At 72.8% G+C, this 13,906-nt stretch carries 9 protein-coding genes; 4 read left to right on the top strand and 5 right to left on the bottom strand.

The annotated features are described in order from the left end of the window. Positions 1–48: 48 nt before the first annotated feature. Both M4486_RS02470 and nucS read right to left on the bottom strand, forming a co-directional pair. Positions 49–1,302: an N-acetylglucosamine-6-phosphate deacetylase gene (locus M4486_RS02470; protein WP_249479390.1), complete on the bottom strand. Its 1,254-nt coding sequence runs from the start codon at positions 1,300–1,302 to the stop codon at positions 49–51. A 23-nt stretch (positions 1,303–1,325) separates the two neighbouring features. Continuing rightward, the gene (gene nucS, locus M4486_RS02475; protein ID WP_152352692.1) at positions 1,326–2,048 is read right to left on the bottom strand and encodes an endonuclease NucS; all 723 of its coding nucleotides are present in this window, start codon (positions 2,046–2,048) and stop codon (positions 1,326–1,328) included. A 212-nt stretch (positions 2,049–2,260) separates the two neighbouring features. On the opposite strand from nucS, the gene M4486_RS02480 reads away from it, so the two are divergent. From M4486_RS02480 to M4486_RS02490, 3 genes are all read left to right on the top strand, one after another. After that, positions 2,261–3,694: a hypothetical protein gene (locus tag M4486_RS02480; protein ID WP_249479391.1), complete on the top strand. Its 1,434-nt coding sequence runs from the start codon at positions 2,261–2,263 to the stop codon at positions 3,692–3,694. Continuing rightward, positions 3,691–4,758 (top strand): DUF8094 domain-containing protein, encoded by a 1,068-nt coding sequence (locus M4486_RS02485; protein ID WP_249479392.1) that lies wholly within the window; start codon positions 3,691–3,693, stop codon positions 4,756–4,758. Before M4486_RS02480 ends, M4486_RS02485 begins: the two co-directional genes overlap by 4 nt. Positions 4,759–4,907: 149 nt before the next feature. Then, positions 4,908–5,828: a co-chaperone YbbN gene (locus M4486_RS02490; protein WP_249479393.1), complete on the top strand. Its 921-nt coding sequence runs from the start codon at positions 4,908–4,910 to the stop codon at positions 5,826–5,828. A 32-nt stretch (positions 5,829–5,860) separates the two neighbouring features. Here M4486_RS02490 and glgB read toward each other — a convergent pair whose 3' ends face one another. The 3 genes from glgB to glgX all read right to left on the bottom strand — a co-directional run bounded on the left by glgB (position 5,861) and on the right by glgX (position 12,604). After that, positions 5,861–8,023, bottom strand: coding sequence for a 1,4-alpha-glucan branching protein GlgB (glgB, locus tag M4486_RS02495; RefSeq protein ID WP_429798336.1), 2,163 nt, complete (start codon positions 8,021–8,023; stop codon positions 5,861–5,863). 131 nt (positions 8,024–8,154) lie between these two features. Further along, positions 8,155–10,200 carry an alpha-1,4-glucan--maltose-1-phosphate maltosyltransferase gene (locus M4486_RS02500; protein ID WP_249479395.1) on the bottom strand — a complete coding sequence of 682 codons (2,046 nt, stop codon included), beginning with the start codon at positions 10,198–10,200 and terminating at the stop codon, positions 8,155–8,157. A 73-nt stretch (positions 10,201–10,273) separates the two neighbouring features. Further along, entirely contained in the window at positions 10,274–12,604 is a 2,331-nt protein-coding gene (glgX, locus tag M4486_RS02505) for a glycogen debranching protein GlgX (RefSeq protein WP_249479396.1), read from the bottom strand. A 237-nt stretch (positions 12,605–12,841) separates the two neighbouring features. Between glgX and M4486_RS02510 the strand changes: the two genes are divergently transcribed. Then, a complete protein-coding gene (locus M4486_RS02510; RefSeq protein WP_429798317.1) occupies positions 12,842–13,903 on the top strand; it encodes an AAA family ATPase in 1,062 nt (353 codons plus the stop codon). Positions 13,904–13,906: the final 3 nt, after the last annotated feature.

Raw genomic sequence — 13,906 nt, forward strand, 5'->3', positions numbered from 1 at the left:
GTGCCGTGAGGTCGGTCCGACGGCGCGGTGCCGGTCGGTGCTTCGAGCTCAGTCCGGCTGCGCGGTGCCGACGAGCTCGCCGCGACGGATGACCTGCACGGGACGCAGCTCCGAGTCGACCAGCAGCACGTCGGCCGCGAGTCCCGCCCGCAGCGCCCCAATCTCGTCCTCGCGTCCGAGGACGCGCGCCGGGACCACGGTGGCCGCGCGCACAGCGGCGGCCAGATCCACGCCGGCCTCGCGCACGGCGAAGCGCACGACGTCGATCAGATGCGCGGTGCCGCCGGCGATCGAGCCGCCGTCGGCGAGGGTCGCGACGCCGCCCTGCACGTCCACGTCCAGCGCGCCGAGGCGGTAGCTGCCGTCGGCCATGCCTGCGGCGGCCATGGCATCGGTGATGAGCACGACGCAGTCGTCGGCCGCGAGGGAGAACACGTGGGCGACGGTCTCGGCGGCGAGATGGACCCCGTCGGCGATGACCTCGGCGACGATCTCCCCGCGGCCGGCCGCATCGAGCGCCGCGAGGGCCGGCCCCGGATCGCGGTGGTGGATGGGCCGCATGCCGTTGAACAGATGCGTCGCGGTGGGCAGCGCGGATCGGCCGTGGTGCCGTCGCAGGGCGTCGCGGGAGGCGGTGATCGCCGCGTCCATCTGCGCGCTGTCGCAGTCGGTGTGCCCGAGCGAGGGGAGGGCGCCGCCCGCGGCGAGGGCGTCGATGACCGCGGGGGCGTCGGCCGTCTCCGGCGCCATCGTCATGGTCGCGACGGCGCCGCGGCCCTCCGCGCACAGTTCGCCGACGAGCGCCGCGTCGCCTCCGGTGATGTGCGCGGGGTTCTGGGCGCCCTTGCGCGCCTCGGAGATGAAGGGGCCCTCGAGGTGGATCGCCTCGACCTCCCCGTCCTCGACGAGCCCGGCGAGCATGCGCACGCGCCGACCGAGCTCCTCGGCCGAGGCGGTCACGAGCGAGGCGACGAGCGAGGTGGTGCCGTGGCGACGGTGCTCGCGCACGGCGACCATGGCCTCCTGGGCGTCCGCGCAGTCCGGGAACGAGGCCCCGCCTCCGCCGTGGCAGTGCAGGTCGATGAGGCCGGGAAGGATCAGCCCGGGATGCTCGAGGGTGCGCTCGGCGCGGTGGGCAGGCGCCTTCTCCTCGGGGCCTGCCCACAGGATGCGGCCCCCTGCGAGGAGGACCAGCGACCCCGGGAGCACGCCCCGGTCGAGCACTGCCGTGCCGCGGAGGGCGAGATCGGCATGCAGGGGCTCTGCGTGCTGCGGGTCGACGTGGGCGTCGGTCGGGGGCATCGGTGCTCCTGGTGCGTGCGGGATCAGAAGAGGCGGCTCTCGGCGTCGTCGATGCCGCGCAGGGCGTCGTAGTCCAGGGTCACGCAGTCGATGCCGCGGTCGTGGGCGAGGACCTTGGCCTGGGGCTTGATGGCCTGGGCGGCGAACATGCCGCGCACCGGCGCGAGCAGCGGATCGCGGTTGAGCAGGTCGAGGTAGCGGGTGAGCTGCTCGACGCCGTCGATCTCGCCGCGCCGCTTGATCTCGATGGCGACGGTCGCGCCGTCGGCGTCGCGGGCCAGGATGTCGACCGGTCCGATGGCGGTCGGGTACTCCCGGCGCACGAGCGACCAGTCGGTCCCGAGGGTCTCGATGTTCTGGGCGAGCAGCGCCTGCAGATGCGCCTCGACGCCGTCCTTCTGCAGGCCCGGATCGACGCCGAGCTCGACGCTGGTGTCCTCGAGGATCTCGTGCAGGCGCACGCGGAGGCGGTCTCCGGTCTTCGCATGGACCACATCCCACTGCTGCACCCAGTCCTCCCCGGGCAGGGGAGCGGGGTCATCCGCCGCGTCCTCGACATCGGCCCGGTCGACGACCTTCAGCTGACACGGCGGACTCATCCAGTTCAGCGGCTTGTAGCTGCCGCCGTCGGAGTGGACGAGCACGCTGCCGTCGGCCTTGACGATGAGCAGGCGGGTGGCCAGGGGCAGATGGGCGGTGAGCCGACCGGTGTAGTCGACCGAGCACTGAGCAACGACGAGACGCACCCGGCCAGGGTACGGCAGGACGGACGGGGCCTGCGCCGTGCGCCGACCGTGCCCGTGCCGCGCACGGCCTCAGAGAGGCGCGCGCCACGCGTGCGGCCTCTCACGCTCGCGCGCGAAGGGGGTGTGCTCGTCGTTCGATTCTCGTATCGTGGCAGGGATTCGGTGCGAACGAGGAGATCGTCATCATCTACAAGATCATTGCAACCGTCCTGGTGGTGCTGGGACTGGTGGGGCTCCTCATCGGGCGCCTGGGGGAGACCACGTGGGCTCCCGAGACCGAGCGCACCGCGACCGTGGACCTGTCCGACCCCGGCCCGGCCGTCGTCATCGACCCGGGCGTGCTGTACGTGGGCGGGACCCAGGGGGACGTGAAGATCACCGCGGACTCCGACGTCTCCGTGATCACCGCCTCCAACGACGACATCGACGCCTACCTCGACGGCGTGAAGCACACGCAGGTCACGGGGCTGAGCGACTGGAGCACGCTGAAGACCGAGACGGTCGACGACGACGGCGAGGACTCGATCTCCGATCCCACCTCCTCCGACCTGTGGCGCAGCGTCAAGACCTCGAAGAGCCCGACGACGATCGACGTCGGCGACTTCTACGCCGAGGAGACCTCGACGGATCCGCAGCCCTACCGCGCGATCCTGCTCGTCACCGACGGCAGCGAGCCCGGCGCCGACAGCATCTCGATCACCTGGCCGGTCGACGAGAAGAACGAGTGGGTCCCCTTCGCGTACGCCGCGGGCGCGACCCTCATCATCGTGGGCCTCGTGATGCTCGTGGTCTCCTTCGGTTCCTCGCGCCGCGAGCGCGAGCGGGCCGGCGCCGGTGAGGACTCCGAGGGGCTCGGGGCGGACGACGCCCGGGAGCCGGAGCTCGAGTCCGCGTCGGCATCCGCACCCGCGTCGGCCTCTGCGGGCGCGAGTTCTGCGGACGCGTCCGCGGGTGAGCCCACCGGCGCCGTCCTCGGTGGGGCCGCTGGGCTCGGCGCCGCGGGCGCGGGCGCGGCGCATCTCGCCGGCGGCTCCGCGGCCGACGAGCCCCACGGGGCCGACGAGACCGACAGGGTCGACGAGACCCACGAAGCCGACGAGACCCATGAAGTCGAGGGGGCTCAGGAGACCGACGAGGCCCCGACGCGCGAGCACGAGAGCATCGACGCGTGGCAGTTCGGCGACGAGCAGGCGCAGGCCGCACCCACGGCCGACGCCGCGGCGGCGGACACGGCGTCGTCCGCGGACGAAGGGCCGGAGCAGTCTGCGGCCGAAGACGGTGCGGCGAACGACCCGTCGGCCGAGCCCTCGACGGACGTCCTCGATCGGATCGACGAGGAGCCCGGTGCCGGCGATGCGGACCCGGGCGAGCAGCGTCCGGTGACCGCGCCGATCCCCGTCGGCGGCTCGGAGGGAGCGGCCGCCGGCCATGACGACGCCGAGGGCTCCGAGGATCCCACGGAGGTCATCGACCGCATCGAGGAGCCGATCGCGGGACCCGGCGAGGATGCGTCGGCCGCCCTGCCGCGTCGCTCGCACCGCCACCGCGCCGCGACGCCGGAGCCGGAGCACGGCGAGACCCCCCATGACGACGCACAGCACACGGGCCCCGAGCACGGGCTCGACACCGAGGAGGAGCAGCGATGAGCGCGTGGAACAGGCGCGGGTTCCTGGGCGGCGTCGGCGTGCTCGCCGTCGGCGGCCTGCTGGCGGCCTGCGGGTCCGACGACTCGACCCCGCCCGCGGTGCCCACGGGACCCGAGGCCGAGGGTCCGACCCCCGCGGTGACCAGCGATCAGATGGCCTCCTACCTCAAGGCGGTGCACGCCGCGGTGGAGAAGGCGGACGACGACCTCGACGCGAAGGCCCTCGCGCCCCGCGTGATCGGCTCGGCCGCCTCCTTCCGCAAGGACACCTACTCGATCCTGACGAAGAACAAGGACTGGATCGCGAAGAACGCCGAGGACTTCCGCGCCAGCGCCCTCGACCGGCCCGGCGAGAAGGCCGTCGTGCCGATCACCTCGACCACTTCGGACTTCCCGCGCACCGCCATCGCTCTCGTCGAGGCCGACGGTGATGACGACGCCGCCCCGTACTTCATGATCCTGCAGCAGAAGGACGCGCACTCCCCGTACGCGACCTGGGGCTGGGCGCAGCAGGCCGTGGGCGTGGACATGCCGACGGTGCCCTCGGCGAAGGTGGGCAGCGAGGCGGTCGACGGCAAGGCCGACGACCTGCTGATGACCCCTGCCGACGCCATGACCCTCTACTCCGAGGTGCTCGCCTGGGGCGGCGGCAAGGACTCGAAGAAGCAGCTCGCGAGCGATCCCTTCACCACCCGGACCCACAAGGACATCCAGGAGGAGCGCAAGCAGCTCAACGAGGGCGTCGAGAAGGACGAGGTGGGGACGATCCGCGAGATCTACACGCCCGTGAAGGACGAGATCGCCGGCCTGCGCACGGAGGACGGCGGCGCGATCGTGCTGGGCACCATGACCTCGAAGCGCACCCTGAAGGTCACCGACGGCTCGAAGGTCAGCTACGGCAAGGACAACATCTTCACCACGATCATCGGCAGCCGCACCTTCACCAAGGAGTACGTGCGCGAGTACGGCACGACCGTCGCCCTCTACATCCCCCCGAAGGGGTCCGACGCGAAGGTCCAGCCCATCGGGGCGACGCGCGCCGTGATCGGCGCCAGCGGCGAGTGATCGGCCACGCGGGTCCGGCCGGGCTGACCGACCCGCCCGACCCGCTGGACCCGCCTGACCAGGCTGACCCGCCCGACTCGTTCGACGGGTGAGCGGCCGGCGACACACTTCGAGAACCCCAGCAGTCACGCAACGCGAAGGAGCATCCCATGACCGATCCCTACGGCGTCATCGACCTCGCATCGCTCAAGAAGCCCGAGGGCTCCGAGGGGGCGGGGACCGTCGGCGAGCACGAGGTGACCGTCGACGAGGCGAACCTCGAGCAGATGATCCAGGACTCCGCGAGCGTCGCGACGCTCCTGCTGGTCACGAGCTCGCGCGTCCCCGGCATCGACGAGCTGCTGGGCGCGCTGCGCTCGGGCGTCGACGCGAAGGGCGGCGCGCTGCGGCTCGCCGTCGTCGACGCGGACACCCAGCCGCGCGTGGCGGGCGCCCTGCGTGTGCAGCAGCTGCCCACCCTCATGCTGCTCCTCCAGGGGCAGCTGCAGCCGATCGCCGAGTCCATGGTCCCCGCCGACCAGATCCCCGGACTGCTCGACCAGATCGTGCAGGTCGCGCAGCAGACCGGTCTGGACGTGAGCGGTGCGGGCGACGGGCAGGGGGCCGACGGCGCCGGCGCGGACGACGCGGACGGCGGGGCCCCTGCGCAGCCCGAGCTGCCGCCCCTGCTGCAGACCGCCTACGACGCGATCGAGGCGGGCGATCTCTCCGGCGCGCAGACCGCCTTCGAGGAGCACCTGAACCAGAACCCGGCCGACGCCGAGGCGAAGGCGGGCCTGGCGACCGTGCACCTCATGGAGCGCACCCGGGACGCCCAGCTCGACGCCGCCCGCCAGGCAGCGGCCGACGCGCCGCAGGACCTCGACGCGCAGCTGCTCGTCGCCGACCTCGACATGCTCGGCGGCCACGTCGACGACGCCTTCGGCCGTCTGCTCGACCTGCTGCGCGGCGCCGACCAGGACACCAAGGACCGCGTGCGCGCGCGCCTGCTCGACCTCTTCGAGGTCGCCGGCCCCGAGGACCCGCGCGTCGGACCCGCCCGCAAGCGCCTGGCGAACCTGCTCTTCTGACCCGCGCCGCGGCGGGCGCGCTCCGAGACTCCTCAGCCGCGGCCGTCGGGGCGGAGCACCAGGGCCCCGAGCGGCGGCACCGAGAGCCGCACGGAGTGTGAGCGTCCGCCGGCGGGGACCTGCTCCACGTCCACGCGGCCCAGGTTCCCGACCCCGCCGCCGCCGTACACCGGCGCGTCGGAGTTCAGGACCTCGCTCCAGGACCCGCCCGAGGGCATGGGGATGCGGTGCTCGTGCCAGGGCTCGGGCGAGAAGTTCAGGACCACCACGAGCTCGCGGCCGGCGCGGTCGCGGCGCAGGAACGCGATGGTGTCGTGGGAGGCGTCGTCGGCCAGCAGCCATTCGAAGCCGTCGGGGTCCTGGTCGAGCTCGGAGAGCGCAGGGTGCTCGCGCAGCAGGGCGTTGAGGTCCCGGACGTAGCGCTGGATGCCCCGGTGCATGTCGAACTCGAGCAGCCACCAGTCCAGGCCCGTCGACTCGTTCCACTCCGAGGACTGCCCGAACTCGCTGCCCATGAACAGCAGCTGCTTGCCCGGATGGGTCCACTGCAGGGCGAGGTAGGCGCGCAGCGTCGCCGCCTGCTGCCAGTCGTCGCCCGGGGCCTTGCGCAGCAGGGGCTTCTTGCCGTGGACGACCTCGTCGTGGGAGATCGGCAGCACGAAGTTCTCGGAGTACTGGTAGACCATCGAGAACGTCAGCTCGCCGTGGTGGTACTGGCGGTTGATCGGGTCCTCGCCGACGTACTCGAGGGTGTCGTGCATCCACCCCATGTTCCACTTGAAGCCGAAGCCCAGGCCTCCCGCGTCCGTGGGACGGGTGACGCCGGGGAAGGACGTGGACTCCTCGGCGATCATGACGATGCCGGGCGCTCGCTTGTAGGCGGTGGCGTTCGCCTCCTGGAGGAAGGCGATGGACTCGAGGTCCTCCCGGCCGCCCTCGCGGTTGGGCACCCATTCGCCGTCGTCCCGCGAGTAGTCCAGGTAGAGCATCGAGGCGACGGCGTCCACGCGCAGGCCGTCGACATGGAACTCCTCGAGCCAGTAGCAGGCGTTGGCGACCAGGAAGTTGCGCACCTCGCTGCGGCCGGTGTCGAAGATCAGCGTGCCCCAGTCGGGGTGCTCGCCACGTCGGGGGTCCGCGTGCTCGTACAGCGGGGTGCCGTCGAAGCGCGCGAGCGCCCACTCGTCCTTCGGGAAGTGGGCGGGCACCCAGTCCATGATCACGCCGATGCCGGCCGCGTGCAGGGCGTCGATCAGCGCTCGCAGATCGTCGGGCGTGCCCCAGCGCGACGTCGGCGCGTAGTAGCCGGTGACCTGGTACCCCCAGGAGCCGCCGAAGGGATGCTCGGCCACGGGCATGAACTCGACGTGCGTGAACCCCATGGCCTGCACGTACTCGACGAGCTCGGTGGCGAGCTCGCGGTAGCCGAGCCCCGGCTTCCAGCTGCCCAGGTGGACCTCGTAGACCGACATCGGGGCGGCCAGCGCGTCGTGCTGGGCGCGCGCGGCGAGCCACGCGTCGTCGGACCACTCGTAGTCGCTCGTGGTGACGATCGAGCCGGTCGCCGGCGGCACCTCGGTGCGCCGCGCCATCGGGTCGGCCTTGTCGCGCCACTGCGAGGTCGCGTCGAGGATGCGGAACTTGAACACCGCCCCGTCGCCGACGCCGGGCACGAAGATCTCCCACACCCCTGCGGAGCCCAGGGAGCGCAGGGCGTGCCCGCGGCCGTCCCAGCCGTTGAAGTCGCCGACGACCTGGACGGCGCGGGCGTTCGGCGCCCAGACGGCGAAGGAGGTGCCGGGCACGCCGTCGACCTCGCGCACATGCGCTCCGAGCACCTGCCACAGCTCCTCGTGGCGTCCCTCGCGGAGGAGGTGCAGGTCGAGCTCGCCGAGCGTGGGCAGGAAGCGATAGGGCTCCTCGAGCTCGACGCTCCCGCCCTCGGGCGCCCACTGCACGCGGATCCGGTAGGAGTCCAGGTGCGCGCGGGGCACCGCGACCACCCAGATGCCGTCGTACTCGTGGCGCATGGGATGGACGGTGCCGTCGGGGAGGACGAGCGAGACCTCGTGTGCGAGGGGCTTGAGGGTGCGCACGGTGACGCCGCCGTCGTAGGAGTGCACGCCCAGCACCGAGTGCGGGTCGTGGTAGCTGCCGGTCGCCGCGGCCCCCAGCTCGTGGGTGCCCACGGGCATCGCCCGCGGGGCCGGGGTGCCGCCGGTGGACGGGGTGGGGGTCGACGGAGGCCGGGACGACGGAGGGACGGACGACGGGCCGCCCGGGGCCGCGCCGGATCCGGTGTTCGACATGTTCTCGTCCATGGTGCTCACTCCTCGCTGCGGACCACGCGCAGCACGTGCGCGGGGCGGTCGGTGGGCGAGAGGATCACGAAGGGGTTCTCGTCCCATGTGAAGCGCTCGCCGGTCAGCAGGTCCTCGACCTCGAAGCTCCCCTCGACGTCGAGGGCCCCGGTGTCCAGGTGGATGGTGGAGCCCGTGCCCTCGTCGTACCGGGTCAGGGACACCACGATGACGGTGTCGGCGCGGCCGGAATCGGTCTGCGAGCCCGGCAGGTGCTTGGAGAAGACGACCACCTGGGGGTCGTCCGCCTCGTGGAAGACGATCTCGGTGAGCGTCTGCAGCGCGGGGTGCTCGCGCCGGATCAGGTTGAGCTGCGTGAGCAGCGGCTCGAGGCTCTGACCGCGCTGCAGGGCGCCGGCGAAGTCACGGGGCCGGTACTCGTACTTCTCGTTGTCGATCTGCTCCTCGGCGCCGGGTCGCGGCACGTCCTCGACGAGCTCGTACCCCGAGTAGACGCCCCAGGTGGGCACGAGGGTCGCGGCGAGGATCGCGCGCAGGCGGAACGCGGGGCGGCCGCCCTGGGACATGAAGGGCGTGAGGATGTCGTGGGTCGTCGGCCAGAAGCTCGGCGTCATATAGGGCGCCGAGTCTACGAGCTCGAGCAGGTACTCCTCGAGCTCCTCCGGGGTGTGGCGCCACGTGAAGTACGTGTAGGACTGGTGGAATCCGACCTTGCCGAGCGTGTGCATCATCGTGGGCCGGGTGAAGGCCTCGGCGAGGAAGATGACCTCGGGGTGCTTCTCGTCGAACTCGGCGAGCAGCTCCTGCCAGAAGCGCACGGGCTTGGTGTGCGGGTTGTCGATGCGGAACAGCGTGACGCCGCGCTCGACCCAGCCCTCGAGGACGTCGCGGATCGCCGCGTACAGCCCCTCGTAGTCGGTGTCGAAGCTCAGCGGGTAGATGTCCTGGTACTTCTTGGGCGGGTTCTCCGCGTAGGCGATGGTGCCGTCGGGCCGCACCACGAACCACTCCGGATGCTCCTTCACCCACGGGTGGTCGGGGGAGCACTGCAGCGCCACGTCGAGGGCGACCTCGAGACCGAGATCGTGGGCGCGGCCCACGAACGCCTCGAAGTCCTCCATCGTCCCCAGGTCGGGGTGGATCGCGTCGTGCCCGCCCTCGGCCCCGCCGATCGCGTAGGGCGACCCGGGGTCCCCGGGCCGGGGGTCCAGGGTGTTGTTGCGGCCCTTGCGGAAGGTCTCGCCGATCGGATGGACCGGCGTCAGGTAGGCGACGTCGAAGCCCATCGCGGCCACCCGGTCCAGCTCTCCGGCCGCGCTGCGCAGGGTGCCGCTCCTCCAGCCGCCGTCCTCCGCGCTGAAGCGCGCGCCGATCGAGCGCGGGAAGAACTCGTACCAGGAGCCGAAGAGCGCGAGGCGCCGGTGGACGACGAGCTCGTGCGGGCCGTCGGACGTCACGCCCTCGCGCAGCGGCCGCGCGGCGAGGATCGCCCGGAGGTCGGCGGCGAGCGCCGGGGCGACCCGGGCTGACGGGGAGAGAGCGTGGTTGCGCAGGGCGTCGATCGCGGCGCGGACGACGGGACCGTCGGAGGCGGGGCGCTCGCCAGACTCGATCTCGGCGAGCACGCGCCCCAGCACCTCGGCGCCCTCGGCGATGACGAGGTCGACGTCGATCTCGGCGGGGATCTTCACCTCGGCGACGTGCGCCCACGTCGCATACACGTCGCCGAAGGCCTCGATCGTGAACTGCCAGTGCCCGGTCACCCGGGGGCGGATGCGGGTCTCCCAGAGATCGAGCCCGGGGTTCGTGCTGACCAGGGACTGCCGGGTGGCGTTCCCCTCCGGATCGCGCAGGACCACCTGCACGCCCATCGCGTCGTGCCCCTCGCGGAAGGCGTTCGCGGTGATGCGGACGCTCTCGCCCTCGGCGCACGAGGCGGGGAAGCGGTCGGCGTCCACCACGGGGCCGGCGGCCATCACCGGGATCCGGCCGATGCCCGCGTCGAGGCCCGTCGGCTGCGCGGCGGCGGAGGACGGGGGGAGGGAAGCCATGGACGCTCCTGATCGCTCGGTCGTGCACGGGGTCTCGCGAGGTGACGGCGGTCTCACAGGGCCGCCGGTGGACTCACGATAGCCGCTCGTCGGGATGCCCGTCTCCCGCGATCGCGAGGACCAGGACGGAGGCCGCGCGCACGTGCGTACGACCCTCGCGCACCCGTCCGTCGTCACCTGCGGCGAGCAGCGCCGCGGGGTCCTCGCTCGCGCTGTCGAACAGCACCCTGACGGCTCCGTCCAGCCACGGCTCACGGGGGAGGGTGACCTCGAGATCGACCTCGTCAGCGGAGAGGATCACCAGCAGATGATCGGCGCCGTCGGCACCGTCGATCCCGTCGGTCTTGCACGTCCCACCGGGGAGCAGCATCTGCAGCACGTGCCGGCCCGGATCCTGCCAGGGCTCGTGGTCCATGCCCTCGCCGTGCTCGTCGTACCAGCCGGCCTGCCCGGGGCCCGGACGGCTCGGGTCCAGCGGGCGCAGGTAGCGGGCCGAGCGCAGCTGCGGGAAGCGGGCGCGGATCGCGAGCAGCGCGCGCACCGCCTCGATCCGCCCCGGGCGCTGCGCGGCCAGCGACCAGTCGACCCAGGAGATCTCGTTGTCCTGGCAGTAGGCGTTGTTGTTGCCGCGCTGGGTGCGGCCGAACTCGTCGCCGGCGGTGAGCATGGGCGTCCCCGCGGCCAGCAGCAGGCTCGACAGCAGTGCGCGCGCCGTGCGCTCACGACGCGCCTCGAGGGCCGCTGCGCCGGGGCCGTCGGCGGGCGGCGGGCCCTCGTGACCGTGGTTCCACGAGCGGTTGTCGGCGGTGCCGTCGCGTCCGGCCTCGCCGTTGGCCTCGTTGTGCCGCTCGTCGAAGCTCACGAGGTCCTGGAGGGTGAAGCCGTCGTGCGCGGTGACGTAGTTGACCGAGGCCCAGGGGGCGCGCAGGCTGCGGCCCGCGGGCAGGTCCCCGGGGTCCCGTGCGGCCATCACGTCGCGGGAGCCGGCGAGCCGGCTCGCGAGGTCGCGCACGCCGCTGCCGCCGACCTCGCCCTCCCGCTCACGCGCAGCCCTGTCCGTGAGCCAGAAGGACCGCAGGTCGTCGCGGAAGGCGTCGTTCCATTCGGCGAAGGGGGCGGGGAAGGCGCCGGTCTGCCAGCCGCCTCCTCCCACGTCCCAGGGCTCGGCGATGAGCTTGGCGTCGCGCAGCACGGGATCCAGGGTGATCGCCCGCAGCAGGGCGTGGTCGGGCCGGAAGCCGCCGGAGTCGCGCCCCAGCGTCGCCGCGAGGTCGAAGCGGAAGCCGTCGACCCCCATGTCGAGGACCCAGTGCCGCAGGGACTCGAGCACCAGGTCGACGACGGCGGGGGAGCGCGGGTCGAGTGTCGCCCCGGTGCCGGTGACGTCCACGAAGGCGCCGCCGTCCATCCAGTAGTGCTCGCTCGCATCGAGCCCGCGCAGGCTCAGCGAGGGCCCGCCGGAGCCGCCCTCGGCGGTGTGGTTGAAGACGACGTCGAGGATGACCTCGAGGCCCGCGGCGTGGAGAGCGCGGATCATCGCGCGCACCTCCTCGAGCACGGCGAGCGGCCCCTCGTGGCGGGCGGCGGCGCTCGCGTAGGCGGGGTTCGGCGCCAGATAGGAGAGCGTCGAGTAGCCCCAGTAGTTGGTGAGCCCGCGGCGCGTGAGGTGCGGTTCGTCCATGGCCGCGTGGATCGGCAGCAGCTCCACCGCGGTGACGCCCAGGCCGCTCAGGTACGAGGTGACGGCGGGATGCGCGAGGCCCGCGTACGTGCCGCGCAGCTCGGGCGGGACGTCGGGGTGCAGCTGGGTGAACCCTTTGACGTGCAGCTCGCAGACGACCGTGTCCGGCCAGGGTGTGCGGGGCGGGGCGGCCGACGAGCCGGCGCCACCGGCGGCCATCGGCTCCGGGGCGCCCGCGACGACGGACCACACGGCCACGTCGGCGTCGTCGTCCTCGCTGCGGCGCAGGGGCGAGATCGGGTCGAGCATCGCGTCGACCTCGTGGGGGAACATCCCGGAGGCGAGCGGGGAGGCGTGCGAGACGGCGCGGGCGCGCGGGTCCACGAGCAGCTTCGCGGGGTTGAACCAGGCGCCGCGCTCGGGATCCCACGGGCCGTGCGCGCGCAGGCCGTACAGGGTGCCGGGCACCATCGCCTCGACCTCGTCCCAGTGCAGGCCGCCGTCGACGTGCCGCAGCGGCGTGCGCTCCTCGCGGAAGCGTCCGCCGCCGAGGTCGCGGCGCACGCACAGCTCGATCCTCTCGGCGCGCGGCGCCGCCACGGCGAAGGTCCCGCGTCCGGACGGGTCGACCTGCAGGCCGGGGCGCGTGGGCGAGGACGGCGCGCGGCGCGGTGCGCGGACGGCGCCGGCACCGCCGGGATCGGTGATCGGGGGATGGGGCATCGCCGCATTCTTCCACCGGGCGCACGCCGCGCCGGGCATGACACGAGCGGCCTGCGCACCCGTCCGGGACGCCCCGCGAACAGGACCGGGCCGCGGGGCCCGGAGAGGTTAGGATCGTCGGGGCGCCGGGCGCGGCCCGTCGTCCCCATGCAGCACCAGCAGCGCGTCGGCCCCTCCGGGCGTCCCGACTGCCGCACGATCCGCACGCAGCACCACGCGACGGGAGCACCCCTGCAGATGACCCAGCAGCCTCAGGAATCCCCCGGGCATCCCGCCCCCGGCCGCTCGGGCGCCGCCTTCGCCCCTGCACAGCCCGCGATCCCTCCGGCGAGCATGGAGCGTGCGGGGAGCATCGTCCGCAGCATCACCCAGGTGTTCCAGTCGCGCGTGGTGGGCCAGGAGAACCTGCGCCGCACCCTGCTGGCGGCGCTCGCCGCGGGCGGCCACGTGCTGCTCGAGTCCGTGCCGGGCCTCGCGAAGACGACCGCGGCCTCTGCGCTCGCCTCCGGCATCTCCGGCTCCTTCTCCCGCATCCAGTGCACGCCTGACCTGATGCCGAACGACATCATCGGCACCCAGATCTTCAACTACGGCTCGGGCACCTTCACCACCCAGCTGGGCCCGGTCCACGCGAACGTGGTCCTGCTGGACGAGATCAACCGCTCGAGCGCCAAGACCCAGTCGGCGATGCTCGAGGCGATGCAGGAGCGCCAGACCTCCATCGGCGGCGAGGTCTACCCGCTGCCCGAGCCGTTCATGGTGCTCGCGACCCAGAACCCCATCGAGGAGGAGGGCACGTACGTCCTCCCCGAGGCGCAGATGGACCGCTTCCTCATGAAGGAGGTCCTCACCTACCCGCGCCCCGCCGAGGAGCACGAGATCCTCGACCGCTCCACGAGCGGCACCCTCACCGCGCCCCGCCGGGCGGCGCAGACCGTCGGCCTCGAGGACATCCGGTTCCTCCAGGAGATGGTCGACCAGGTGTACGTGGACCAGAGCGTCAAGCGCTACATCATCGACCTCGTCTTCACGACCCGCGGCTCCGGCCCGCGCCCGGTCGCGAACCTCACCCAGAGCGTCCGGGTGGGGGCGAGCCCCCGCGGCTCCCTCGCGCTGATGCGGGTCGCCCAGGCGAACGCCCTCCTGCACGGCCGCGACTACGTCACCCCGGACGACGTGCGCGCCATGCGCTACGCGGTGCTGCGCCACCGCCTGGTGCTCACCTTCGACGCCCTCGCGGGCGGCGTGACCCCCGCGCAGATCATCGACGCGGTCTTCCACGCCGTGCCGATGCCCTGAGCG

The sequence above is a fragment of the Brachybacterium kimchii genome (assembly GCF_023373525.1).
GTDB lineage: Bacteria > Actinomycetota > Actinomycetes > Actinomycetales > Dermabacteraceae > Brachybacterium > Brachybacterium kimchii.

What these genes read in the sequence shown, in the direction of transcription:
- glgX (WP_249479396.1), bottom strand. Translation starts at nt 12,604, where the DNA reads ATGCCCCATCCCCCGATCACCGATCCCGGCGGTGCCGGCGCCGTCCGC.
- M4486_RS02490 (WP_249479393.1), top strand. Translation starts at nt 4,908, where the DNA reads ATGACCGATCCCTACGGCGTCATCGACCTCGCATCGCTCAAGAAGCCC.
- glgB (WP_429798336.1), bottom strand. Translation starts at nt 8,023, where the DNA reads ATGCCCGTGGGCACCCACGAGCTGGGGGCCGCGGCGACCGGCAGCTAC.
- M4486_RS02470 (WP_249479390.1), bottom strand. Translation starts at nt 1,302, where the DNA reads ATGCCCCCGACCGACGCCCACGTCGACCCGCAGCACGCAGAGCCCCTG.
- M4486_RS02485 (WP_249479392.1), top strand. Translation starts at nt 3,691, where the DNA reads ATGAGCGCGTGGAACAGGCGCGGGTTCCTGGGCGGCGTCGGCGTGCTC.
- M4486_RS02510 (WP_429798317.1), top strand. Translation starts at nt 12,842, where the DNA reads ATGACCCAGCAGCCTCAGGAATCCCCCGGGCATCCCGCCCCCGGCCGC.
- M4486_RS02500 (WP_249479395.1), bottom strand. Translation starts at nt 10,200, where the DNA reads ATGGCTTCCCTCCCCCCGTCCTCCGCCGCCGCGCAGCCGACGGGCCTC.